This is a genomic window from Alteromonas sp. ISO5, assembly GCF_058105165.1.
The window spans coordinates 5,050,382-5,075,022 of sequence record NZ_CM176572.1 but is presented as its reverse complement, the minus strand read 5'-3'; the positions used below and the strand labels follow the sequence as shown (position 1 = coordinate 5,075,022).

At 49.3% G+C, this 24,641-nt stretch carries 20 protein-coding genes and 6 tRNA genes; 16 read left to right on the top strand and 10 right to left on the bottom strand.

The features are described 5' to 3' along the window. Positions 1-72: 72 nt before the first annotated feature. The 3 genes from AC2T0J_RS22980 to AC2T0J_RS22970 all read right to left on the bottom strand — a co-directional run bounded on the left by AC2T0J_RS22980 (position 73) and on the right by AC2T0J_RS22970 (position 2,399). Positions 73-1,707 (bottom strand): response regulator, encoded by a 1,635-nt coding sequence (locus AC2T0J_RS22980; RefSeq protein ID WP_489808033.1) that lies wholly within the window; start codon positions 1,705-1,707, stop codon positions 73-75. A 510-nt stretch (positions 1,708-2,217) separates the two neighbouring features. Further along, positions 2,218-2,293 (bottom strand) — tRNA-Val (locus tag AC2T0J_RS22975). A 30-nt stretch (positions 2,294-2,323) separates the two neighbouring features. Further along, positions 2,324-2,399 (bottom strand) — tRNA-Val (locus AC2T0J_RS22970). A 247-nt stretch (positions 2,400-2,646) separates the two neighbouring features. Here AC2T0J_RS22970 and gltX point away from each other — a divergent pair. The 11 genes from gltX to AC2T0J_RS22915 all read left to right on the top strand — a co-directional run bounded on the left by gltX (position 2,647) and on the right by AC2T0J_RS22915 (position 13,757). Then, positions 2,647-4,056: a glutamate--tRNA ligase gene (gene gltX, locus AC2T0J_RS22965; RefSeq protein WP_489808032.1), complete on the top strand. Its 1,410-nt coding sequence runs from the start codon at positions 2,647-2,649 to the stop codon at positions 4,054-4,056. 96 nt (positions 4,057-4,152) lie between these two features. Continuing rightward, positions 4,153-4,228: transfer RNA gene (locus AC2T0J_RS22960), tRNA-Ala, on the top strand. Positions 4,229-4,388: 160 nt separating this feature from the next. Then, positions 4,389-4,464 (top strand) — tRNA-Glu (locus tag AC2T0J_RS22955). A gap of 166 nt (positions 4,465-4,630) precedes the next feature. Further along, positions 4,631-4,706: transfer RNA gene (locus AC2T0J_RS22950), tRNA-Glu, on the top strand. 166 nt (positions 4,707-4,872) lie between these two features. Next, a tRNA-Glu gene (locus AC2T0J_RS22945) sits at positions 4,873-4,948 on the top strand. A gap of 208 nt (positions 4,949-5,156) precedes the next feature. Beyond that, positions 5,157-6,056: a M14 family metallopeptidase gene (locus AC2T0J_RS22940; protein ID WP_489808031.1), complete on the top strand. Its 900-nt coding sequence runs from the start codon at positions 5,157-5,159 to the stop codon at positions 6,054-6,056. Between the two features lie 243 nt (positions 6,057-6,299). Next, positions 6,300-6,521, top strand: a complete 222-nt coding sequence (locus AC2T0J_RS22935) for a DUF1289 domain-containing protein (protein WP_489808030.1) — start codon at positions 6,300-6,302, stop codon at positions 6,519-6,521. 59 nt (positions 6,522-6,580) lie between these two features. After that, positions 6,581-7,525 (top strand): tRNA dihydrouridine(16) synthase DusC, encoded by a 945-nt coding sequence (gene dusC / locus AC2T0J_RS22930; RefSeq protein ID WP_489808029.1) that lies wholly within the window; start codon positions 6,581-6,583, stop codon positions 7,523-7,525. Positions 7,526-7,649: 124 nt separating this feature from the next. Further along, positions 7,650-9,068: an amidohydrolase gene (locus tag AC2T0J_RS22925; RefSeq protein WP_489808028.1), complete on the top strand. Its 1,419-nt coding sequence runs from the start codon at positions 7,650-7,652 to the stop codon at positions 9,066-9,068. Beyond that, positions 9,065-10,342 carry an amidohydrolase family protein gene (locus AC2T0J_RS22920; protein ID WP_489808027.1) on the top strand — a complete coding sequence of 426 codons (1,278 nt, stop codon included), beginning with the start codon at positions 9,065-9,067 and terminating at the stop codon, positions 10,340-10,342. Before AC2T0J_RS22925 ends, AC2T0J_RS22920 begins: the two co-directional genes overlap by 4 nt. 517 nt (positions 10,343-10,859) lie before the next feature. Beyond that, positions 10,860-13,757 (top strand): EAL domain-containing protein, encoded by a 2,898-nt coding sequence (locus tag AC2T0J_RS22915; RefSeq protein WP_489808026.1) that lies wholly within the window; start codon positions 10,860-10,862, stop codon positions 13,755-13,757. On the opposite strand, the gene AC2T0J_RS22910 is transcribed toward AC2T0J_RS22915, so the two are convergent. Together AC2T0J_RS22910 and AC2T0J_RS22905 are read right to left on the bottom strand one after the other, a co-directional pair. Then, positions 13,748-13,939 carry a hypothetical protein gene (locus tag AC2T0J_RS22910; protein ID WP_489808025.1) on the bottom strand — a complete coding sequence of 64 codons (192 nt, stop codon included), beginning with the start codon at positions 13,937-13,939 and terminating at the stop codon, positions 13,748-13,750. The genes AC2T0J_RS22915 and AC2T0J_RS22910 overlap by 10 nt on opposite strands. A 64-nt stretch (positions 13,940-14,003) precedes the next feature. Next, positions 14,004-14,738 carry an arylesterase gene (locus AC2T0J_RS22905; RefSeq protein ID WP_489808024.1) on the bottom strand — a complete coding sequence of 245 codons (735 nt, stop codon included), beginning with the start codon at positions 14,736-14,738 and terminating at the stop codon, positions 14,004-14,006. On the opposite strand from AC2T0J_RS22905, the gene AC2T0J_RS22900 reads away from it, so the two are divergent. Genes AC2T0J_RS22900 through AC2T0J_RS22885 form a run of 4 tightly spaced genes read left to right on the top strand, consistent with a single transcriptional unit; the run spans position 14,739 to position 19,779 of the window. Then, positions 14,739-15,449: an ABC transporter ATP-binding protein gene (locus AC2T0J_RS22900; RefSeq protein ID WP_489810394.1), complete on the top strand. Its 711-nt coding sequence runs from the start codon at positions 14,739-14,741 to the stop codon at positions 15,447-15,449. Continuing rightward, positions 15,439-17,976: an ABC transporter permease gene (locus AC2T0J_RS22895; RefSeq protein ID WP_489810393.1), complete on the top strand. Its 2,538-nt coding sequence runs from the start codon at positions 15,439-15,441 to the stop codon at positions 17,974-17,976. Before AC2T0J_RS22900 ends, AC2T0J_RS22895 begins: the two co-directional genes overlap by 11 nt. Before the next feature lie 55 nt (positions 17,977-18,031). Beyond that, positions 18,032-18,652: an ATP-binding cassette domain-containing protein gene (locus tag AC2T0J_RS22890; RefSeq protein ID WP_489808023.1), complete on the top strand. Its 621-nt coding sequence runs from the start codon at positions 18,032-18,034 to the stop codon at positions 18,650-18,652. Further along, a complete protein-coding gene (locus AC2T0J_RS22885; RefSeq protein ID WP_489808022.1) occupies positions 18,649-19,779 on the top strand; it encodes a DUF6136 family protein in 1,131 nt (376 codons plus the stop codon). The genes AC2T0J_RS22890 and AC2T0J_RS22885 overlap by 4 nt, the downstream gene beginning before the upstream one ends. Here AC2T0J_RS22885 and AC2T0J_RS22880 read toward each other — a convergent pair. Then, positions 19,776-20,669 (bottom strand): TIGR01777 family oxidoreductase, encoded by an 894-nt coding sequence (locus tag AC2T0J_RS22880; protein WP_489808021.1) that lies wholly within the window; start codon positions 20,667-20,669, stop codon positions 19,776-19,778. The genes AC2T0J_RS22885 and AC2T0J_RS22880 overlap by 4 nt on opposite strands. Before the next feature lie 102 nt (positions 20,670-20,771). On the opposite strand from AC2T0J_RS22880, the gene AC2T0J_RS22875 reads away from it, so the two are divergent. Beyond that, positions 20,772-21,818, top strand: a complete 1,047-nt coding sequence (locus AC2T0J_RS22875) for an AI-2E family transporter (RefSeq protein WP_489808020.1) — start codon at positions 20,772-20,774, stop codon at positions 21,816-21,818. A 4-nt stretch (positions 21,819-21,822) separates the two neighbouring features. Here the strand turns inward: AC2T0J_RS22875 and AC2T0J_RS22870 are convergent, their stop codons facing one another. From AC2T0J_RS22870 to AC2T0J_RS22855, 4 genes are all read right to left on the bottom strand, one after another. Continuing rightward, positions 21,823-23,148, bottom strand: coding sequence for an ATP-binding protein (locus AC2T0J_RS22870; RefSeq protein WP_489808019.1), 1,326 nt, complete (start codon positions 23,146-23,148; stop codon positions 21,823-21,825). A gap of 3 nt (positions 23,149-23,151) precedes the next feature. After that, a complete protein-coding gene (locus AC2T0J_RS22865) occupies positions 23,152-23,847 on the bottom strand; it encodes a response regulator transcription factor (RefSeq protein WP_489808018.1) in 696 nt (231 codons plus the stop codon). Beyond that, on the bottom strand, positions 23,847-24,122 hold the full coding sequence (locus AC2T0J_RS22860) for a PepSY domain-containing protein (protein ID WP_105934524.1): 276 nt from the start codon (positions 24,120-24,122) through the stop codon (positions 23,847-23,849). The genes AC2T0J_RS22865 and AC2T0J_RS22860 overlap by 1 nt, the downstream gene beginning before the upstream one ends. Before the next feature lie 219 nt (positions 24,123-24,341). Beyond that, positions 24,342-24,641: a YciI family protein gene (locus AC2T0J_RS22855; protein ID WP_489808017.1), complete on the bottom strand. Its 300-nt coding sequence runs from the start codon at positions 24,639-24,641 to the stop codon at positions 24,342-24,344.

Here is a 24,641-nt window from a genome sequence, read left to right as displayed (position 1 = left end):
GACTTCAACAACGGCAAAGTCCAGGCGCAAAAAAATCCGTCTGAAAGCCTTATTGCAAGCGAGTTATAGACGTTAGGTTAAGTCTTTTAAGACCTTTTTAACCCGTTGATAGCGTTGTTCCTGCTCTTCAGTAAGTTTGCCGGACTCAATCGCTTTAAGACAGTTATGAATTAACTGCGTACTGAGGGTATCTTTTGCCGCTTCACTATTCGCTTCTCTAAAGTTAATGGCTGCCGCCTGTAACAGATTCAGGGCTATGGAGGGGTTTTTAGGCATAATAGTAAATGCCTGACGGAAGGTATGCAGCGCTTTTTCCAGATCGCCACGCTGATACTGGTTAACGGCACTGTTGTTGAGTTCTTTGGGACTGAGCTTTATTTCTGCTTTTTCGGTTTTTTCCTGTTGGACATATTGTAAAAACAGGTTGCTCTGGGCCGGATCGTTATTACACCTGCGTTCAATCAGATCGAGGATTTTCAGCGCATGCTCCTGGAAGCCGACTTCATGGAAGGCTTTTGCTTTATCGAGTAACCCTTCAATACTCTCAGTTTCCCAGGCATCGTTACTTAATTGATCGAGCAGCGCCTTGGCGTTGTCTACTTCGTCTTCCAGGTACAACAGTCGGGCATCAATTACCTTTAATTGTTCATCAATGTCGGCTTTCGGAAAGTTATTTTTTAACTGCTTTAAATATTCGGTGGATTGCTTGATTAAACGTTTGGTTTGTTCTTCGTCAGCGGTCATAGCAAAATCGATACCTGCCCGGGCCACATTCAGGTAAATTTCCGGCTTGTCATGAATGGAGTTCTTGGCAATTTTGACAATTTTCTTGGCCGCTTCGAATTGAGATTCGTAATCGTGGGTCAGTCTGGATAAATCAAGTGCTTTGGCGTGGCGGTGGATATTGCGGGGAGAAATTTCACTGGCAACCTCAACACTTTCCAGCGCATCTTCAAACTCTTTGTGCTTAATTTGTAGTGCAGCCAGCAAGTCATACGCAGCTATCATGGAGTCTTGCTTGAGTGCCAGTTCAATAACCAGCTTTTCCGCCTCTTCATCCAAATCCAGTGAAATAAAGCTGCGTATCAAACCAAGCTGGGCCCAGGTAAAGTTCTGCACATTGATAATGGCCTGGTAAAACTCCCTGGCTTCATCGAAATGACCACAGGCTAACAATAGTTCGCCTTTTAATTTTAAGGCCAGAGGGAAAAATTCAGAGTTGCGCGGCTCGGTTAAAAAATTTTCCAGCTCCAGTAGCGCCTTATCGAGAGAGCCCTGTTCAATAAATTGATACACCGGCTTCAGCACTTGTTTTCGAGTTAATAATCTGCCTAAGCGGCGGTCGAGTTCCCGAACGGTAAAAGGTTTGGCCAGAAAGTCGTCCGGTTGTAGCTCAACAATACTGTGCACGATATCCGCAGTGGTATCGGCACTGATAAAAACAAAAGCCGTACTGGGTGGCAGTTCGTTATGTTCTTTAAGCTGATCGTAAAGAAAATAGCCGTCCTGTTCATTCTTCAGATCGTAGGAGCAGACGATAAGGTCATAGTGGTTACGGCGAATGTAGGTTAGCGCGGTGCTCACCCGATCGGCGTATTCAATGTTTTGAAAGCCCAGCTCTTCCAGTGAATATTTCAAATAGCCTTTGGCAAGGACCTGATCATCAATGACTAATACACGAGTCTGTCTGGCTAACTTTAAATTCATTACCGCTATATCCGTTTGGCTTCTGAATGCTTTATCGGCAACTTGCTAATAAATATTATTAAAACCTGAATACTGAGCACTGTCACGAAAAACAAACAAGCCCTGTGACGGTTCAAGTTCAGTGCTTTAAATAAGAGTAGGGCGCAATGCACGATAAAGTAAGCAAACAGAGCTATAGCCAGCTGAAAACAAAAGCATGAAAACGGAGAGTGAAAAGGATGCCGATGTTTGCTGTGACTCGCAACGAAGGTGTTGAACCAGTGAACGGTACTAATACTTTTTTGGATAATTATTTTTTTGAACTTGAAAAGAGAGATGGTGGACGTCTGCTGTGACTCGCAACGAAGGTGTTGAACCAGTGAACGGTACTAATACTTTTTTGGATAATTTTTTTTGAACTTGAAAAGAGAGATGGTGGACGTCTGCTGTGACTCGCAACGAAGGTGTTGAACCAGTGAACGATACTAATACTTTTTTGGTTAATTATTTTTTTGAACTTGAAAAGAGAGATGGTGGACGCTACTGGACTTGAACCAGTGACCCTCGCCTTGTAAGGGCGATGCTCTCCCAACTGAGCTAAGCGTCCTAATTTTTTGATTTTTCGCTAGGAAAGAAGTGGTGGACGCTACTGGACTTGAACCAGTGACCCTCGCCTTGTAAGGGCGATGCTCTCCCAACTGAGCTAAGCGTCCTCTTTCTTTGCTACCTGCCGTGCTCGGCAAGTGGGGCGTATTATAGAGAGGGTAATGAAACTGTCAACAACAAAAATGGAAAAAATTACACAACCGTGTCTGTTTGATGACAAAGTAACCGAAAAGGTTATTTTGCGAACAATTCATTTCGTCTGCAAGAAAAATAGCATCGCCACTTTGTGGCACAGCCCAATGGCTGGTAAAATGCGCGCACTTTGAAAAACACCTTTAACAGTAGAGATTATTCATGTCGGTTGTTACCAGATTTGCACCCAGTCCCACGGGGTATCTTCACGTCGGTGGTGCACGCACCGCATTATATTCCTGGCTATATGCTAAGAGTCAGGGCGGCGAATTTGTATTACGTATCGAAGATACCGATATAGAACGCTCCACCGAAGAAGCCAAACAAGCAATTCTGGATGGCATGGAATGGTTAGGTTTAACCTGGGATAAAGGACCGTACTATCAAACAGAGCGGTTCGACCGTTATAAAGCCATCATTCAAAAGCTGCTTGATGAAGGTAAGGCGTATAAATGTTTCATGCCGGCAGAAGAGCTGGATGCTATTCGTGAACAGCAAAAAGAAAATGGTGAAAAACCTCGTTACCCGGGGACCTGGCGGGATCGTACGGATCATCCCGAAGGTCAGCCATATGTTATTCGTTTTAAAAACCCGCTGGACGGGAGTGTGGTGTTTGACGACCACGTCCGTGGCCGAATCGAAATCAGCAACACAGAAATGGATGATCTGATTATCCAGCGTTCCGATGGTACACCCACCTATAACTTTTGCGTGGTGGTGGATGACTGGGATATGGGCATATCTCACGTAGTTCGAGGCGAAGATCACATTAATAATACGCCGCGCCAGATTAACATCTTAAAGGCACTGGGCGCGCCAGTACCTGAATACGCGCACGTTTCCATGATCTTAGGTGATGACGGTAAAAAGCTATCCAAACGTCATGGTGCGGTTAGTGTAATGCAATATCGCGATGACGGTTACCTGCCACAAGCGGTTAAGAATTACCTTGTGCGCCTTGGTTGGGCCCATGGCGATCAGGAAATCTTCTCTGAACAGGAAATGATTGAGTTATTTAGCCTGGATGCCATTGGTCAGTCGGCCTCTGCATTTAATACCGAAAAACTGGTGTGGTTAAACCAACACTACATTAAAAGTTTGCCGGCAGAGGAAGTTGCCCGTCATGCCACCTGGCATTTTGAGCAGCAGGGGATCGCTCTGGAAAATGGTCCTGCACTTACCGATGTGATCGCCATTCAGGCCGACCGTGTGAAAACGTTAAAAGAACTGGCGCAAATTAGTGCATATTTCTATCAGGACTATGAAGAGTTTGATGCCAATGCTGCGAAAAAGCATTTACGCCCGGTAGCCAAAGAAGCGCTGGCGCTGGTACAGCAAAAACTTGCGGCAATTAGTGATTGGAATCCGCAAACCATTCAGGCTGCAATTAATGATACGGCAGAAGAATTGGGCGTAGGCATGGGCAAAGTGGGTATGCCACTGCGCGTTGCGGCTACTGGCAGCGGTAATTCTCCGTCGCTGGATGTAACGTTAAATCTGTTATCTCAGGGCAAAATTGTTGAGAGAATAAACAAGGCGCTCACTTTTATAGCAAACAGAGAAAATTCCTAAAAAAAGCGTTGACATGATGGGGCGTGCTATCTAGAATGCGCCCCGCTGTCACGGAACAGTCACCGACAAAGTCACTGACTACCGTAACACAATTTTGGGGCCATAGCTCAGCTGGGAGAGCGCTTGCATGGCATGCAAGAGGTCGGCGGTTCGATCCCGCCTGGCTCCACCAAATTTCTTTTCATGATGTATGTTGTGAAATAGGCCGAAAGCAGAATTGCTTTCAGGACTGAAATCTTTTTGCAAAGGTCTTAAGTAAGGTCGCTCAGTTCGCTGGCTCACTTCGCCTTTACAAAAAATCCGTAAAGCGAAGCTTTACGAAACGATTTTTTGTCCCCTTCGTCTAGAGGCCTAGGACACCGCCCTTTCACGGCGGTAACAGGGGTTCGAATCCCCTAGGGGACGCCATTTATATCGTGTCACAGTCGGTTAATACTGTGAAATAGGCCGGAAGCTGAAACGCTTTCAGGACTAAAATCTTTTTGCAAAGGTCTTAAGTAAGGTCGCTCAGTTCGCTGGCTCACTTCGCCTTTACAAAAAATCCGTAAAGCGAAGCTTTACGAAACGATTTTTTGTCCCCTTCGTCTAGAGGCCTAGGACACCGCCCTTTCACGGCGGTAACAGGGGTTCGAATCCCCTAGGGGACGCCATCTATATCGCGTCACAGTCGGTTAATACTGTGAGATAGGCCGGAAGCTGAAACGCTTTCAGGACTAAAATCATTTTGCAAAGGTCTTAAGTAAGGTCGCTCAGTTCGCTGGCTAACTTCGCCTTTACAAAAAATCCGTAAAGCGAAGCTTTACGAAACGATTTTTTGTCCCCTTCGTCTAGAGGCCTAGGACACCGCCCTTTCACGGCGGTAACAGGGGTTCGAATCCCCTAGGGGACGCCATATAGAAAAACCAGCCAATCGGCTGGTTTTTTTATGCGTGCGCTTTGGCGTGAGAAGCCTTTATTCAGGCTGCGCAATTATTATCTCTGCTGATGCTTCTTATGCGCTCTCAGGCTACGTCCTGACTAGTGCGCAATTTGCCTTCACTTCATCCGTTCTGCAATCATGCTACAATTCATTCGTTAATTTACTAGTAAAAAGGTGATGAATGTATCCTATCGGCACGCCAGGTCAGCCCTGGGGAGAAGAAGAAAAAAAACAATGGTTCGCCGCGCAGTCGGTTAAACGCAGTTACGCAGAAGAAGTGCTCAGTCAACTCGATGACATGCCGGATTATTTTTCTGTGATTCAGTATGGTGCCTTACCCTATGATGAAGCCCGCTATCCGTTATTTGCATTGGTACCCGGCCAGCCATTGGCTGATGCGCCATGGGTGCTAGTGACCGGCGGAGTCCACGGTTATGAAACCAGTGGCGTGCAGGGTGCTTTGTTATTTGCGCGGGAATATAGTCAGGCGTATGCCGATAAAATCAACCTGATAGTGGTGCCCTGTGTGAGTCCGTGGGGATATGAAACGATTAACCGTTGGGATCCGCTGGCTATCGATCCGAACCGTTCCTTTTATCCTGACTCGCCAGCCCCTGAATCAAAGTTACTTATGGACTTTATTGGCGCAATGCCACAAGTGTTTTTGTTGCACATCGACCTGCACGAAACCACGGATACGGATAACAGCGAGTTCCGCCCGGCATTGGCGGCCCGTGATGCCATTGAGCAAAAAGCCTGGGAAATACCCGACGGCTTTTATCTGGTAGCGGATGCCAAGGCGCCTAATCTGCCATTGCAGCAAGCAATTATTAACGAAGTAAAGAAAATTACCCATATTGCTCCCACAGACGAAAACGGCCTGATTATTGGTGCTGAGGTACCCTCTGAAGGCGTAATCTGCTACGACAAGAGAAAACTCTTCTTATGCGGCGGGTTTAATAATGCAACCTACTGTTCTACTACGGAAGTGTATCCGGACAGTCCTTCAGCCACGCCAGAAGTTTGTAACCGTGCTCAGGTGGCGGCTGTAGAGGGAGCTTTACAGCATTTATTGAAATAATGTGATAAACGATCGAGTATCGACGTCTGGATGTTTGGGTTTCTAGACGTCTAAATGTATACTCCTCGCTATGCTTAACGCGTAGCGGGGATGTCATGGTTTACGTTGCATTATTGTATGAAGGGGTAGGGCAAAGGCTGGTCAGGTATGAAGCCAGTAATGAAGCAGACTTTTTTGCTAAACTTAACGCCCGGTTTGGCTGTTATGTCTGCCTGTGGTTTACCGAGGAACAGGTCTCAAATAATGAAAAAACTCACACCCAGAGTTCCTGTTGAACAGGCGATTGCCACATCGCCCTGTATTGGCAACTGCTGCCTTGATCCTGAGGACATTTGTCTGGGGTGTCAGCGTCATATTGAGGAAATCACCGGTTGGCACAGTGCCGATGCTACAGCGCGGCGCGCCATTTTAGATCGGTGCGAGAAACGCTTTGCTCTGCGCTCAGGGCATAAGCACCAATTCTGATGCCAGCGGCCAAATGTTCTGCTAAAATCCGCCCCCTTATTTTTTAAATACTGAACACTATGCGAGTTTTGTTGGCGCCGATGGAAGGCGTTGTTGATCATTTAATGCGCGACATGCTTACCCGGGTAGGCGGCTTTGATCTGTGCGTAACAGAATTTGTGCGTATCGTTGACCAAAAACTCCCTCACAAAACCTTTTACCGTTTATGTCCGGAATTGCACGAGGGGGGAAAAACGCCCTGTGGCGTGCCGGTTCGCGTACAGCTCTTGGGCCAGCATCCTCAGTGGCTGGCAGAAAATGCCTTAACTGCGGTTGAGCTCGGTTCGCCCGGAGTGGATTTAAACTTTGGTTGTCCGGCCAAAACGGTCAATAAAAGTAAAGGTGGTGCGGTGTTATTGCAGTATACCGAGTTGTTACACGATATTGTTAAAACCGTGCGAGAGGCAGTTCCAGCCCATTTGCCCGTAACGGCTAAAATACGTCTCGGTTTTGAGGATAAGTCGCTGGCTATCGACAATGCAGTCGCTATTGATGAAGCCGGTGCCTCTGAATTGGTGGTTCATGCCAGGACTAAAACCGAGGGCTATCGTCCGCCGGCGTACTGGGATTATATTAGAAAAATTTGCGCACACACCCGCTTACCGGTAATTGCCAATGGGGAAATCTGGTCTCATGATGATGCCAAACGTTGCCAGGAGCTGTCTGGTTGCAGCGATTTGATGATTGGCCGCGGGGCACTTGCTATGCCTAATCTGGCCCGACATATTCGTGACAACGAACCACCGATGAGCTGGCCGGAGTTAGCGCAGTTACTCATAGATTATTCCGGTTACGAAATCTACGGTGACAAAGGCCGTTACTATCCTAATCGCCTGAAACAATGGTGCGGCTATCTTAAGCGCCAGTATCCCCAGGCCGAAGTCCTGTTCGATAATATTCGCCGATTGCAAAAAGCCGACGAAATTGTCAAGGTGCTGCAACAATCTGCTGCCGCAGCAAAATAACGTTTCCTACTTGTACCTTGTTCTTCGATTCGCTACCGTTAATCCAATCCCATCTCATCGTTTCTCAACAAAACCTTGATGGGGTGTGGCACCTAAATGACAACAATTAAAAGAAAGGTAATGCATGACAACTACATTTAAGCAGTTAGCTATCACTGCAGCGTGTTGCTGTGCTTTGCTGCTTTCTGCGTGTGCAGAAGACAAAGCAGATCAAGCTGAGCAGTCACCGAAAGTGACCATCGATAAAAACCCATTCCCCAGTCAGTATACCCCGCTACCTGGTGCGCCAACGGTGATCACCGGTGTCACTATTTTAGATGGCATCGGTAATAAAATTGATAATGGCATGGTGTATTTTACCAACGGTAAAATAGCCGCAATCGGTGAGAACCTGGATGTGCCGACAACAGCAACGGTCATCGACGGTAGCGGCAAATGGGTAACGCCGGGCATCATTGATGTACACAGTCATTTAGGGGTTTACCCAAATCCATCTACCCATTCTCATTCGGATGGTAACGAAATGGTTAAGCCGGTTACCGCGAATGTGTGGGCTGAGCACTCGGTGTGGCCTCAGGATCCTGGCTTTGGCCGAGCGTTGGCCGGAGGCGTTACTGCTCTGCAAATCTTACCTGGTTCTGCCAACCTGTTTGGTGGCCGTTCGGTAGTGCTGAAAAATGTCCCGAATCGTACCATGCAGGAAATGAAGTTTCCCGATGCCCCCTATGGTCTGAAAATGGCTTGTGGTGAAAACCCGAAACGGGTTTATGGCAAAAAAGGTGGCCCTTCCACCCGTATGGGGAACGTAGCCGGTTATCGTCAGGCATGGGCCGATGCTGAGAGCTACATGCGTGCCTGGGAACGTTACGAAGCCGATTATGAGGCGGGAAAAAATCCAACACCGCCTAAGCGCGATTTAAACCTCGATACCCTGATGGGCGTGTTAAAAGACGAGATCCGCGTTCACATGCACTGTTATCGCGCCGATGAAATGGCTGTGATGATGGATGTAATGAAAGAATTCGGCTATCAGATTTACTCCTTTCAGCATGGTGTAGAAGCCTACAAAATTGGTGACCTTCTGGCCGAGAATAACGTTTGTTCAGCCATGTGGGCTGACTGGTGGGGGTTTAAAATGGAGGCCTACGACGGCATCCGTGAAAATATACCTATGGTTCACGAGGCCGGCGCTTGTGCAATAGTTCATTCCGACAGTGATTTAGGCATTCAGCGTCTCAACCAGGAGGCCGCTAAGGCATGGTCTGATGGCCGCCGCGCCGGTATCGATATCAGTCAGGAAGAGGCCTGGATATGGTTATCCGCTAATCCGGCCAAATCGCTGGGTATTTTTGATAAAACCGGCTCTTTGGAAGTGGGAAAAAATGCCGATTTAGTGCTGTGGAGTGCTGATCCGTTTTCCACTTACGCCAGAGCAGACAAAGTGTACATCGACGGCGGGTTGGCGTTCGATCTTAACGATCCGACTTCATGGCCGGTGGCTGATTTTGAATTAGGGCAGGTTGGCGAAGGAGATATCAAATGAAGTCTTTATTAACGATCTGCCTGCTGGCAACCGTAAGCAGTGTCGCCTTTGCTGAAAAACTGGCTATTGTTGGCGGTAAGGTGTTTACCGGCAGCGATCAGGGGACGCTTGAAACTGCTACCGTATTGATTGACGGTAATGAAATTGTGTCGGTCAGTGCCTCCTCTGAGGTGCCTGATGGGTACCAGACCATTGATGCCAGCGGTAAGTATGTGACACCGGGACTGATTGGTGCGTATACGCAGTTGGGACTGGTCGAAGTAAGCAGCTCTGCCGGCACCGTGGACTCCTCGGTGTCATCAAATCCGGTATCGTCTACTGGTGCAGCCTTTGATGTCAGTTATGCGATAAACCCGGATTCCAGCCTGCTTGCCATTAGTCGCGTTGAAGGCATTACGTCAGCGGTCAGCGGCATCTCTCATAGTGACAGTTTATTTTACGGGCAGGGGGCTGTCATTACGTTATCTGGTGCCGGCGACTCGGTACTAAAACCCCGGGCATTTAACGCGGTGAATGTAGGGAATAGCGGAGCCGACAGCAATGGCGGATCGAGAGCCGCGCTGTGGGTGATGTTGGAAGAAGCCATCAGTGAGGCCATGCAGGTAAGTACTGCAGCGCAATTGAGTCCATCCTCACAATGGCATGGTTTAAACAGCCGGGCGGATGTAAAAGCCTTAAAACCGGTGGTCAATGGTGAAACGCCTTTACTGATGTTTGCCGACAGGGCGGCGGACATTCGCCAGATTATCGCTTTTAAACAGCGCTACCCCAATATTAAAGTCGTACTGGTTAACGGGATGGAAGCCTGGCGAGTTGCCGAGGAACTGGCTGACGCTAACATTCCGGTGATCATTGACCCTGAGTTTAATTTGCCCGGTAGCTTCGAGCAGCTTGGTGCCACGCTGGCCAATGCTCAGCGTCTGGAAGCTGCCGGTGTCATGGTAGCGATAGGAATGGAAACCCACAATATCCGTCTTGCTACCCAACATGCCGGCAATGCCGTGGCATTTGGCATGTCGTGGGAAGGCGCTATGGCGGCCCTCACGGTTAATCCGGCGCGCATTTTTGGCCTGCCTGATCAACAGGGTACGCTCACCCGCGGAGCCAAAGCTGACGTAGTGGTGTGGAGTGGCGATCCGCTGGAAGTGACTGAGGCCGCGGAAATCGTGATCATTGACGGTGAAATGATGGAGGTGACATCACGTCAAATTAAGCTTCGCGACCGTTATCAACAGCGGGCCGAGTCGGCGCAGGCGTCACAGTATATTCGCTAGCATTGTCAGGTGATGGTAAAAGCCGGTATGATTCTACCGGCTTTTTTGTATACTGAGGATTAATCGAGGTTGGGAGACAGGCCTTGTCCGAGATATATGATTCGCTGTGCGGCAACGTAACAGACGAGCTTAATTCCCATGGCAATCCAGCCAAGCAGTGGCGGGTCATCAGGGCACCCAGCCACAAGCAGGAAGTCCCCATGACATCAAACACCAACGCGCTGCTTTCATATGCCTGACTGATTCCACAAAGTAAGACTAATGAATATTTATACGTTCGTATCGAGCGACAAGCAAAAAACGTTGATCCTGATTCATCGGGAGAGATTTGATCGCTAACGGGCCTGCCGGTTAGTTTAAGTCTCGCTGGATTTCTAAAAAAATATCAGCAAACTACAGCAAGTTGTCCTATGCTAGGGATAACTCTCTTTTTGTGTTTTTTTTAGCCAGTATTGCCTCGCCTGAGTGAAGGCAGACTAACGGTTAAATGACTTCGTTTATTTGAATTAGGATTGTCTTGCGTAGTCAAAAAAGCCCTCAACAAAAACATCGCCCTGTCTGGCTATTTTTAGGCGTATTTACTTTGGTCGTCTCGGTTACCATGGTGGCTGATTTTCTGGCCAGCAAGTGGCAACGGGAAGAACAGGTTAACCAGGTCACCCAAAAGTTGGGGATGCTACGTTCTAATCTGGAGTTTGAACTCTACACTAATATCGAACTTATCCGCGGGGCCGCCGCATACATATCGTTGAATCCGGAAATTGATCAGACCGGATTTAGCCAGTACATGAGTCGCCTGCTGGAACAGCACAACAACATCATAAACATTGCCGGGGCGCGAGGATTTGTGGTGAACCTGATATACCCGGTCGCAGGTAACGAAAAAGCGATAGGTTTGGATTATCGGGTAAATGAAGAGCAGCGGGAGTCGGCTTTTACGGCGGCTGATACCGGTTCGCCAGTGCTGGATGGCCCAGTGGAACTGGTGCAGGGGGGCGTGGGGTTTATTGCGCGATTACCGGTAATCAATAATCAGGGCGTATGGGGGATTATCTCAGTAGTGCTTGATTATCAGGGAGTGTTAAGCGAAGCCGGCTTTATCGACGACAACGAGCTTGACTTACTTATCACCGGCAGAAATGAGTTTGGAGATCTGACTGAAATCTTTCGCAGCCAACAAGGTGAACCAATGACTGCTCCTGTTGAGTTATCAATTCAGCTGCCCTACGGCGAATGGCATCTAGCGGCGCAACCTGCTGAGGGCTGGGTGTCTTTTCAGTTACACCCGGTGTTGTGGTTAATGGCTTTTATCATTAGTGCAATCGCATTTTATATTGTGCAGCTCAGGTTTAACAACTCATTACTGGAGCAGGAAAAGCTCGAAGCCCTGGCCACTTCAGAGGAGAAGTTCCGCCAGTTCTTCTCCGCCCATACGGTGGTTATGCTAATTGTCGATGATGGTGGGAATATTTTGGATGCTAATGACGCCGCATTGAGTTATTACGGATACAGTGCTCAGCAGTTTTCTAGTAAGACCATGTTGGATCTAGAAGCTCCGGAACAAAAATCCGTTATGTCGAAGGTTAAACAGGCACTTTTGCAACAGTCGACAACATTTAGCGTAAAGCATCGTTTGGCTTCCGGTGAAGTCAGGGATGTAGAGGTGTTTAATACCCCAGTGGACAGTGGCGGTCAGCGCTTACTTTATTCGCTGGTAATCGATATGACTGAGCAGTTCGAGTATCAAAAACGCTGGGAATTAAGCCAGCAGGTATTTAATTACAGTCTGGAAGGGATAATCGTCGCCGACGTTAATAACCAGATTGTGTCGGTCAACCCGGCATTTACCGAAATCACCGGCTACTCTGAGAGTGAAGTGCTTGGTCGGTCTCCTTTTTTTCTCGGAGAGGGGTTGCTGGATGAGAGGTTTAGGCAAACTATGGTAATGACTCTCACTAAGTCAGGTTTCTGGCGTGGCGAAGTATTAAACAGACGTAAAGACAGTTCTGTATTTCCCATGTTACTCAGTGTTTCGGTCGTGAAAAATGATCAGGGTGAAGTGATCAATTACCTTGGCGTATTTTCTGACATTACTAATTTAAAGCAGTCTGAAGAAAAGCTTGAACACCTTGCGCATTATGATTCTTTAACCGGTCTACCCAATCGCGTGCAGTTCCAGTTGCATCTTCAGCATGCGGTGTCACGCAGTAAACGTTCCAACCAGCAATGCGCGTTACTCTATCTCGACCTCGACCGATTCAAGGTAGTGAATGATAGCCTTGGCCATGCAGCTGGTGATGAACTGCTTAAAATGGTCACTGAGCGTCTGCTGTCGCAGTTGCGGGCGTCTGATATTCTGGCCCGAATGGGCGGCGATGAATTTGTTCTGCTGATTGAGGAATACCGGCAACGGCAAGAGCTCGAAGTGCTGGCCCGCAAACTTATAGCTGAAATGAATCAACCTTTTTACCTGGAGGGTGAGCAGGAGATTAATGTGGGCGGGTCCGTAGGCATTGCCTGCTTCCCGGAAGATGCGACCAGCAGCGAGGACTTATTGGTGCGTGCCGATGCCGCCATGTATAAAGCCAAACAAGCCGGTGGTGCAGCACTGGCTTTCTTTACCCAGAATATTCTGGTGGAGGCCAGCTCCCGTTTAACCATTGCAGCTGAACTGAAACGGGCGATTGTTGATAATGAACTTGAGTTATACCTGCAGCCTCAGCTCGACAGTGCCAGTGGCGAAGTTGTTGGAGCTGAGGCGTTATTGCGCTGGAATCATCCGGTAAAAGGTTTTCTGACACCGGCGGTGTTTATTGATGTGGCTGAACAAACCCGGGCCATCCGTTTGGTCACAGGTTGGTTGGTGAAAGAGTCCTTTGGCATCATTAAACGCTGGGAGCAGGCAGATCGGGATTTATTCCTGTCATTCAATATTTCTGCGTTGGATTTGGCCGATAACGAACTGCTTATGCGAATGACCGAAGAACTTCAGCTGCAGCAAATCAAGCCGTCGAATATTGAGTTGGAAATCGTCGAAAGTGCGATCATCGAAAATTTTCAGTCGGCCAGTGCTATTTTGTCGAAGCTACGTGAATTAGGTTTTCACGTGGCCATTGATGACTTTGGCACCGGGTACTCATCCCTCGCTTACCTGGACAAACTGCCCGTGGATAAACTCAAGATTGACCGCGAATTTACCTCTAAACTTGAGCTTGGCGAGGGAGCCGGGGTTGTAAAATCCATCGTTGATCTGGCGTCAAACTTCGACCTGCGGGTGTTGGCCGAAGGCGTTGAAACCCCAGAGCAGGAACAATTACTCAAACAACTCGGTTGTCACCGGGTACAAGGGTTCTATTACAGCAAACCCATACCGCTTGCGGAGTTTGAGCAAATGTATTTGTTGCCTCAGGCGTAAGTATCGACATTACGGCCCACTGAGCCGGTGGTGCTAGGCTGAGAAGTCGATTGCGTGGTTGGCGCCGGGGCGTCGCTCTGATTGCTTTCGAGGCGTTCCTGACGCGGTGTCTCGCTACGCTCTGCTGGCGCTGGTGTCGGTTGCGAGTACGCACTGTCTACGGGTGACTGTCCAATTTCCATCGTTTCCCCCTTAAAATAAACACAGGCTAATAGCTTAGTATAGGAGCAATTAGCAAAAATGCGACTATTCGTCCCCTTTAGCAAAGATGAAGGGGGAGAGTTGCTGATACATAAAATCGGCGATAAGTGGCTGGCCCTCAGCATTCGGGTGAATACCGTCGCGCTGCATCAGTGATTCATTGAGCGCGATGTCCTGCAGGAAAAACGGAATCAAGGGGATAGCCTCGGCATCTGCTACCTGCTCATAGGTGTTGCTGAACATCTGGTTGTAGCGTCGGCCATAGTTGGTAGGGATTTCCATATCCTGCAGGTACACTTCAGCACCATAATCTTTTACCAGTTGCACCATTTGCGTCAGGTTATTATGCAACTTAGTTACGTTATGGCCCTGTAACCCATCGTTGCCGCCGAGTTCTATTAACACATGAGTAGGCTGATGTTGCTCAAGTAATCGGGGAAGCCTGGCCAGCCCGCCGTCGGTGGTTTCGCCGCTAATCGCAGCATTTATCACATCAATCCCGCGCTGCTCGTCGTGCCAGATATTTTGTAACAAACTAACCCAACTTTGTGCTTGCAATAGTCCATAGCCGGCACTTAGGCTATCACCAAGGATAAGCAGGCGGGTATCAGATGCCGCAGGACTGCTTTGCTGGCTGACCGGTTGAGGGGTAGTTGATTGTGCCAGAAGGTGATCTGAAAACAGCGTAAAAGGTATTAATAATACCAGTGTTTTTATCCACTTAAGAGTGGGTCCACGACGGAATAAACGATGACAAATCAAAACGACAATAGCTCCCATATGATTCAAACCAAAGACATCACTAAGACAGTCACTACGAGTGAAGGTTCGCTTCAGATCCTTCAGCCTATTTCCTTTGAAGTCAAGGCCGGGGAGTCTATTGCTATTGTCGGCGCGTCGGGTTCCGGAAAATCCACACTGCTTAGCTTACTGGCCGGACTGGATGAAGTCAGCAGCGGCGAAATTTTCCTCGACAACTCGCCTTTGCACACCATGGACGAGGAGCAGCGGGCCAGACTGCGCGGCGCAAAGGTCGGATTTATCTTTCAAAGCTTTATGTTAGTGCAAAGCCTGACGGCCATTGAAAATGTTATGTTGCCGGCTGAGATTGCCGGACTGCCCGATGCGCACAGACGCGCTCAGGCAATCCTCGAACAAGTGGGGTTAAGTCACCGCGCCCATCATTATCCCAACCAATTGTCTGGTGGTGAACAACAGCGTGTGGCCATTGCACGGGCCTTTATCGGCCAGCCTAAAATTCTGTTTGCCGATGAGCCAACCGGTAACCTGGATGCCGCGAATAGCGTGAAAGTGGAGGATTTACTGTTTAATCTCAACCGCGAAATCGGCACCACACTGGTACTGGTGACCCACGATAATGAACTGGCCAGGAAATGCGAACGGCAATTACAAATGCAAGCCGGCGAACTGAGTGAAATTACCGTAACATCGGTGGCCACCGAGGAAAAGGGTCGTGCATATGGTAGTTAATCTGGCCTGGCGGTTATTTAAGCATGAGGCCCGGCGGGGTGAGCTAACCATCATCCTGTTTGCAATTATTCTGTCGGTCGCTGCCGTACTGTCTTTGTCGTTATTCAGTGAGCGGCTTCAGGGCGCACTGGTAGAGCGCTCTTCACAGTTTATTGCCGCCGACAGTCAGTTGCGTTCACGTAAGCCTATTAATGAGGAATGGACGCGTCAGGCTGAGGCTGAAGGGCTGGCCACAGCCGAACAGGTTAGCACCCGGTCGATGGCTTTTGGTGAGCAGAATATGTCTTTGGTGGACTTGCGGGCCGTCAGTCCGCAGTATCCTTTGAAGGGCGAGATTCAGCTTGCCGACAAACCTTTTGGCACAACAACTGCAACCGATATGTCGCCTGCCGCGGGGGAAGTCTGGATCGACTCAAGATTGTTTCAGCTCCTCGATGTGGAGATTGGCGATACCGTTTATATCGGCGACGGCGAGTTTACGGTTAGCCAGGTTCTGGCAGAAATTCCCGATCAGGGTTTCAGTGTGTTTAATACTGACCCCATGGTGCTCATTGCGCTGGAGGATCTGGCGCGAACTAACATTACCGGACCGGGCAGCCGAGTAACATATAAAGCTTATTTTGCCGGTGAAAATTCACAAATTGAAGCATACTACGACTGGTTAAGACCGAAGCTTGATGATGAATTACATCGCTGGCAACGGGTGGGGGATGATGATTCTGCGATAGGCCGTTCTATTGCCCGTGCTGAACGTTACTTTCTGCTGGCTAGCCTGTTAGCTATCGTGCTCGCTGCGGTTGCTATTGCCGTCGCCGCGCAACGATATAGTCAGCGCCACTTCGATCCGGTGGCTATTTTTAAGACCCTCGGCGCCACCAAACAAATGATCCGGCGGGTGTATGTACTACAAATTCTATTTATCACAGTACTGGGCATTGTCATTGGGATTATAGCCGGTGTGATTATTCAGCAATTGGTGGTTACGGCGTTGGCCGGGCAGGTCGATGTGTCATTGGATGTGTGGCACTGGCGGCCGGTGTTTATAGCGGTACTGACCGGGTCAATCTGTGCCGTATTGTTTTCACTCTATCCACTTCTGCGTCTGTTTTCGGTGCCGCCCCTTCGTGTGCTGCGCCGAGATATGGATGCCGGTTTGAGCTCCAGAGGGCTGCAGTTTGGCGCCTCAGGCGGCGCTATATTTCTGCTTATGTGGGTGTACAGTCGGGATCTGGAAATCAGCGCGATTTTATTTGGCTCAGGTGTCTTGCTGGTGGTTGCCCTGTTGGGTGTTACCTTTGGCCTGATTGCTGCTGGCCGACGTCTGGGGCAAGGCGCAATGGGTGCCTGGCAATTAGCCTGGGCGCGCATTCGGCGGCGCGCCATGGACAACAGCGTGCAACTGATTAGCTTTTCAATAACCGTTATGTTGTTGCTGGTGGTACTGGTCATGCGCAACGATATGATTGCCCAGTGGCGGGCGCAGTTACCGGTGGATACGCCTAACTATTTCATGGCCAATATTACCGAGGCGCAAAGAATACCGCTGGAAAACCATTTTGCAGAAAAGCAGGTCACGGTAGATGAGTTTTATCCCGTGGTGCGTGGTCGTTTTGTGGCGGTGAATGACGAGCGGGTAAATACCGAAGTCAGCAAAGAAGAGGATCCGGAGCAAAGCGAAGGCCGTCGTGGTTTGGGTCGGGAAGCTAACCTGAGTTGGAGTAACCGGCTACAGCGCGAAAATACGGTCGTACAGGGGCAGTGGCATGAAAACTGGGAGCCCGCGGGGCACGATCTCACCGCACAAGGGCAGCAGATCTATCCGGTATCGGTAGAAGAAGGTGTGGCCCAACGGTTAAACATCGCCCTGGATGATTTACTCACTTTCAATGTTGGCAGCGAAATTGTAGTGACCCGGGTAACCAGTATTCGCGAAGTGAACTGGCAAACCATGCAGCCTAATTTTTTCTTTGTGTTACATCCGGCAGCAATGCAGGAATTTAGTGCAACCTACATCACCAGTTTCCACCTTGATGGGGGGCGTAAGGCTGATATTACCGCGTTAATGCAGCCCTTCAGTTCGGTAACCTTGTTTGACGTGGATGCCAGAATTAATCAGGTCAGGGACATCATTGACCAGGTATCGCTGGCGGTTGAGTTCATCCTGGTACTGGTATTGATTGCCGGCTCGCTGGTACTGTTTGCCCAGGTGCAGGCCAGCATGGACGAACGTCAGCAGGAGCTTGCCATCCTGCGAACGCTCGGTGCCAGAGGGAGCCTGATCCGCTTCAGTGTGATCAATGAGTTTCTGATTATCGGTACGGTTGCCGGGTTAATGGCGGCGATGGCCAATGAAGTCAGTTTGTATTTACTACAAAGTCGGATTTTCGATATGCAGGCCTCCATGCACTGGGAATACTGGGTTATTGCGCCATTGGTTGGCGCACTGGTTGTGGGTGTATTAGGCGGCATAGGATGTTATCGTCTGTTGCGGCTCAATACCGGGCAACTATTGCGTAAAATGGTATAAGGCAAGTTTAGCCCGAATCCCTGGCTTCGGGCGTTTAATAAGGAATCATTCGTTGTTGAGTTTTGCGCAGGTCAGCCACCATTTTGGTGCCAGAACCCTTTTCAGGGCGTTAACCCTTTCATTGCCTGAATCCCGTGTTGTGCTCACCGGTGCGAATGGCTCAGGAAAAACCACTCTGCTGTTGATTGCCGCCGGCATTCTGCCACCCAGTCAGGGTGTGGTGAGTTTTAATCAGCAAAACGTTGCAGATATTGCCATGCGCCGTAAAATCGGCATTAGCGCCAGCAAAGTGAATCTGCCGGGCTTCTTTACGGTAAACGAAATGCTCGCGTTCCACGGGCGTCAGTTCAAGTGTGTGCCGGATTGCCATTGGGCCGATTACCGTTGGGTGACTGCTTTTGGCTTAACCCCTTTTCTCAATACCCGGGTGGAAGATCTCTCCCTTGGCAATTATAAAAAGCTCAGTCTGATCCTCGCCCTGATGCACACGCCTGATTTACTGTTACTGGATGAGCCTACCAACGGGCTCGACGACCAAACACGCAGCGCGCTGGAAGATTGCTTTGAAACTTATGCCGGGCAATTAATCATTGCCAGTCATGAGCCGCAGGTGTTTGCTGGCAACAGTAACGTGCGCCATTTGCATCTGGATGCCGGCGGAGTACATGACAAGTGAATTACTGGCAGTTTCGGCGCCAGCTCTACCAGCACGCTCTGAAGCAGTGGCTGGAAAGTCTGACCCAGGTCAGTAGTGGTATTGTAGCGCTCTTCCCCATGGCGCTTTATGCCTTGTTACTCTTACCTTTGCTCGCTTTGGGAGTATTGGCTGATAAAGACTCCCAGGGAGAGAGTTTCTTTTACACCTTGTGGGGTTATCTGCTACTGGCCTATTGCTGGATCGCTATGCAAAAGGAGGCGTTGGCGGCGGCAGAGTATGCCCTGTATGACCGTTCATTACCTGTGTCAGTATGGTGCAGAGGTACTACCGAGCTGGGATTATTGCTTTATGCGGCTAACGTATTTGTTATCGGGCCCGCTGCGGTACTGTTGGCCATGGTGTATGGTCACTTTGCCGAGTTACTCAGTGGCGAGCTGTGGGTTTCGGTGACGCAGCTTTACCCGGTGACTGGCTTACTGGTGTTTACGCTTTACTATTGCCAGAGTGCGATGGGACCAGTAAAGCCCTGGCTGAGCTTAGGTTTGTTGCCATTGATTGCTATGCCCTTTACCGCCAATGTGCATTCTCCCTGGCTTTGTTTGCTGGGACTGGCGGTGGCAGTTTTGGTTGAACGCATGCTCCGCTTGCCGACCCCATCCCTAGCCGGATTACCGCAAGGGTTCTGGCGTTTGTTTTTGCAGCAGGACATAAACCATACCAAACCTACATTACTTCGAGCTGTGGTGGTTTTGCTTATCCTCGTTATCGGGGCCACCTTTGTAAGGCAAATAGATATCAGCGCCAAAGCACCAGTCAGTTTGTTTCTGGCCTTTGTGCTGGGAGTGGTTGCAGCGACAAAATTTCTGGAGTTACAAAAATTAAGGGAAAAACTCGTATATTATATCGCGTCATTACCAAAAGCGCGCTACCAAATCACTGTGCAGGCAATAGGCTACTGCTTGTTCTTTTCACTGCCAACTATAGCCCTAATTATACTATTTGACCTATTTGCGCTGTTACAATGGGCGCTCTTCACTTTTACATATGCGATCACCCAGGCTGGAATATTATTGAGACCAGGCTACTATCTGGTTTTTCCTTTGTTGGCTGGCGTGATGATTATAGTAATGAGCCTGCTAGTTTAACTTTCTGTCGTAGCGAATGCTTTATCGATACTGTCGAATTGAAACTCAAAGCCTGCATCGAGTAGCTTCTGCGGAATAACCCGTTGCCCGGTAAGCAACATCTCTGCCGCTTCACCCATGATAATGTTTAAGGCAAATCCTGGCATGGGAATAAACGCCGGGCGATTAAGGGCGTTGGCAAAAGCGCTAACGAATGCCTTATTGGTGACGGGCTGCGGAGCGGTTAAATTGAATGGACCGCTGCACTGGGTGTGAGTTATCAAAAAGCAAATGCCGGCCACCATATCGTCGAGGTGGATCCATGACATGTATTGCTCACCACTACCAATCGGGCCGCCAAGACCTAACTTAAAAGGCAGGCGCATTTTATCGAGCGCGCCGCCCTTAGCGGCCAGTACCACACCGGTGCGGAGCAGGCATACACGGCAGTGTTGCTTAACGGTTTCGGCTATCTGTTCCCAGCGTTGGCAGACTTCATGGGTAAACTCCTGATGAGGCTGAGTGTTACTTTCTGTCACCGGTTTGTCGCCCTGACGACCATAGTAACCAATTGCAGAGCCTGAAATAAATGTATGCGGTGGGGAAGAGGATGCATTGATTTTGGTAACCAGCGTGCTAGTCAGTTGCCAGCGGCTTTGGCAAATCTGATGTTTTTGCTGACGGGTCCAGCGTTTATCTGCAATCGGCTCGCCAGCTAGGTTAATGACCACATCATAGTCATTAAAGTTCGTTATAGCGTCCAGATTTTTGATAATGGATACTGCAGCAGGCAGGGTGGCGCGCGCCTTTGACTCAGAACGGCTGAGTACCGTGATGTAATGTTCAGGGACCAGTCTGGCTATCAGACGTTGCCCGATTAGCCCTGTACCGCCGGTAATAAAAATTTGCATACACGCTCCGTTACACTAATTACATCAGGCCTTTGCTTCGAGGGCTACCTAATTCGGGTTAAATCTGGTAGCGTGACATTTTGCCTGCGAAACCAGTATTTTATGTCAACTCTGTCACCAACCGCTAAAGCCCTGCTGATTTTTGCCAGCCTGATTGTCATTCTGGCCGGTATTAAAGCCGCCAGTACCATTATGGTACCGTTCTTTTTATCCGGCTTTATCGCTATAGCCTGCGGGCCTTTAATTCTGTGGATGTCGAAATACCGTATCCCACGTTGGCTGTCTATTACTCTGGTTGTACTGTTAATTGTGGTATTTGGTTTTATGTTGGCGGGATTAGTGGGGCAATCCCTGGCAGAATTCCGGGAAAATATGCCGCAGTACCGCGAGAAACTCTCTGGCGAGTTCACCTGGGTAGTCAATCAGCTCGCGCGTTTTAATATCCATGTGGATAAAGATTTGATTGTGTCCTATCTCGATCCGGGGATGGCCATGTCGATGGTGACAAACTTTTTAAGTGGCATGGGAGGCGTGCTCTCTAATCTGTTTTTGATCCTGTTAACCGTTATTTTTATGCTGTTTGAGGCTGAGGGCATTCCAAGGCGTCTGCATGTGGCGCTTTCCGATCCGCAAATGAAAATGCATCACATCGACCGTTTTATCCAGTCGGTCAACAGCTATCTGGCAATTAAAACCGTAGTCAGTCTGGTGACAGGTCTGCTTGCCGGCACCTGGTTGTATATCCTGGGCGTTGACCACTTTCTGTTGTGGGGCGTACTGGCTTTCCTGTTTAACTATATCCCCAATATTGGCTCTATTATTGCTGCGGTACCTGCGGTATTAATGGCTCTGGTACAATACGGCGGCGGTGAAGCCGGGCTGGTGGCGTTGGGCTTCGTTGTCATTAATACCGTAATGGGCAATGTCGTTGAACCGCGTTTTATGGGGCGTGGTCTGGGGTTGTCCACGTTGGTGGTATTCCTCTCATTAATTTTCTGGGGTTGGTTGCTGGGCAGTGTAGGCATGCTACTTTCTGTGCCGCTGACCATGATTGTGAAGATTGCACTGGAGTCTCGGGAAGAAAGTCGCTGGCTGGCCATTTTACTCTCCAGCGATGGTGAAGTGGTACTCGACGAGGCAAACGGTTAATCCGTTAGCGAGGAGCAGGAAAAGTTATCATAACGCTGGCGCCGCCGAGTAAAGCGCGATTAATCGTCAGCTTGCCTTCGTAGGCCGTTAGTAAGTCGGTCACAACGGCCATCCCTATACCCTGACCATCGGTGTAGGCATCAAGTCGTTGCCCACGGTTAAGCAGTCGTTCAACTTGCTCTGCGGGGATCCCCGGGCCATCATCATCGATGTGGAGTTCTGTCTGTCGTGATAATTGCCTGATGGAAACCACCACCTTGCTGCGTGCCGCTTTACAGGCGTTATCCATCAGGTTGCCGAGAATTTCCATCAAATCGGTTTTATCGCCAAAAAACAACCCGTCATCGCCGGTCGCGCTGAGGCTCAGGTTTTTATCGCGATAAACCTTATTCAACGCGGCAATTAACTGCTTTACCACCGGCATTACCGGCTCACCCTGACTCCATGCAGAAGCACCCGCAGAAGCGCGCTTTAACTGGCGCTTAATTAATGCGTCAATTTGCTGCAGAGGTTCTCTGGCGGAGTCGGGCAGAGCAGCCGTACCAAGGGCCACTGCAAGGGGTGTTTTCAGACTGTGAGCCAAATCGCCCAGGCTGTTCTTGTAACGCTCCCGTTGTTCTGCTTCGCCAGCCAGCAATTGGTTAATGCTTTGCTTAAGCGGGGTAAACTCCGGTGGATAATCTTCGGTCAGCTGGGTCTGGTTGCCACCACTGGCCTGTTGTATTTCGCCAATCAGTAAGCGCACTGGTTTGAGCAAGGTATTCATGCCAATAATCAGTACAACCAGCAGGCCGGCCCCAAGGGCGCCAAGGTATTGCCAGACCGAACGTAGAAAGGCATTACGTTCGTGCAGAAAATCCCGCCGGTCGTTAAATACGTAAAAACTCACCGGGATATATTGTTCGCCATTATCGAACTCAGCCGTAAAAGCGTAGGCGAAATACTCACTGCCGGAATCGTCCAGTGTATAGCGAGGAATAAAGACCTCGTTGCCGATAGCCGGCGTTGCCATCAGCGATTCAAAGACGGTGTAGACGCTGGAAGCGGATTGCCATACCAGTTGATTATTAATGCTAATAGCACCCACATATCCTGAGTCAGGCAAGTTAAGCTGCTCATCGTATAGCATTTGCGGCATCAGGCTTTCACCGCCTTCAAATTCAAAGACCGAAATCATCGCCAGGTTCATCAGCTTTAGTTCGTTGTATTTAGCCTGTAGCAAACTGGAGGTATACGCCTTGGAAAGCGTTAACACGGTAACGGGAATAAATATACCCAGGGCGAGTATGGCAATAAGTAAACTGCGTAGCCGCAGCGACAGATTAGGCATCGATTAGCTGCCGCTGACATCCTGAGCCAGTTCGCGGCTTATTCTGTAGCCTCTGCCTCTGAGCGTTTCGATAGGCTTGAGTGTGCCTTCGGGGTCGAGTTTGCGGCGCAAGCGACCGACAAACACTTCAATCACATTACTGTCGAGATCAAAGTCCTGATCATAAATATGCTCGGTGAGTTCGGTTTTGGAAATGACTTTTTGCGGATGGAGCATAAGGTATTCCATCACTTTGTATTCATAGGCGGTCAGATCGAGGGCGCGGGCATTCACGCGGATCTCTTTGGCCTGCATATCCAGTACTACCGGACCGAATTCAATGGTCGAGCTGGCCTGGCCCGAAGCTCTGCGGATCAGTGCTTTGACCCGGGCGAGTAATTCTTCGTTATGGAAAGGTTTGGTCAGGTAATCGTCGGCACCGGCATCCAGGCCTTCAACCTTTTCCTGCCAGCGGTCGCGGGCAGTAAGGATCAGTACGGGGGTGCTGACATCGCTGCTACGAGCCTGACGAATGACATCGAAACCATCGAGTTTAGGCAGACCAATATCAATGACTGCTAAATCGTAATTCACTTCTTTTAGCTGAAATAACGCTTTTTCACCATCATCGGCTAAATCAACGCTAAATCCCTGTTGCTGGAACAAACTATCTAACTGCATCAGCAGACGGCTATCGTCTTCTGCGACTAATATTCTCACTAATTATCATCCTTGCGCTTGCTGGGTTTAACCTTACCAGACCGTTTGTCCACATCGAGAGAGACAACCCGGCCCGATTTTTTTAGCATTTTTACCCGGTACGAGCTTTTTTGCGGATCGACTTTCAACACCCGACCCTCAACATGACGTTTGGCCTGTTGTGCCGCCTGGGTCGAATTTTTCACGGGCTTTTGTTTGTCTTGCTGGGCCATTGCGCCAGGAGCACAGAGGGTCAGCATCACAAGCAATACACCGGTAACAACGCTTTTGAACATGTCACTCCACTCGTTGGGTACTACCCAATCATTAGTTATTATTAGCAGGATAACCCGGTCAGGCTGAATATTGTCTGAATTGTGCTGCGGCTCATCCCGAGCGCCAGGGCACAATTTAAGGTCAGGCAACACTACGATGCGCTATAAGGTTATAATTATAGTACCACCGGGGGAGAAGAGCGCAAAGCCTGTGCTTGCTTTGCGCAACAGAAGGGAGGATTAAGGTAATACTTTCTTGTAGGGTTTAACGATAACTTCCTGATAAACCCCCGCATCGATATACGGGTCGGCATTGGCCCACGCCTGAGCATCCTCCAGACTGGCGAACTCTGCCACCACCAGCGAGCCGGTGAATCCGGCGCTGCCAGGGTCTTCATTGTCGATGGCCGGAAAAGGGCCGGCTATTAGCAGGCGACCGTTGTTTTTTAATTCATTAAGGCGAGCCAGATGCGCCGGGCGAGCAGCTAAGCGTTCGGCCAGGGTATCGGGCTTGTCGGTGGCACAAATCATATAATACAT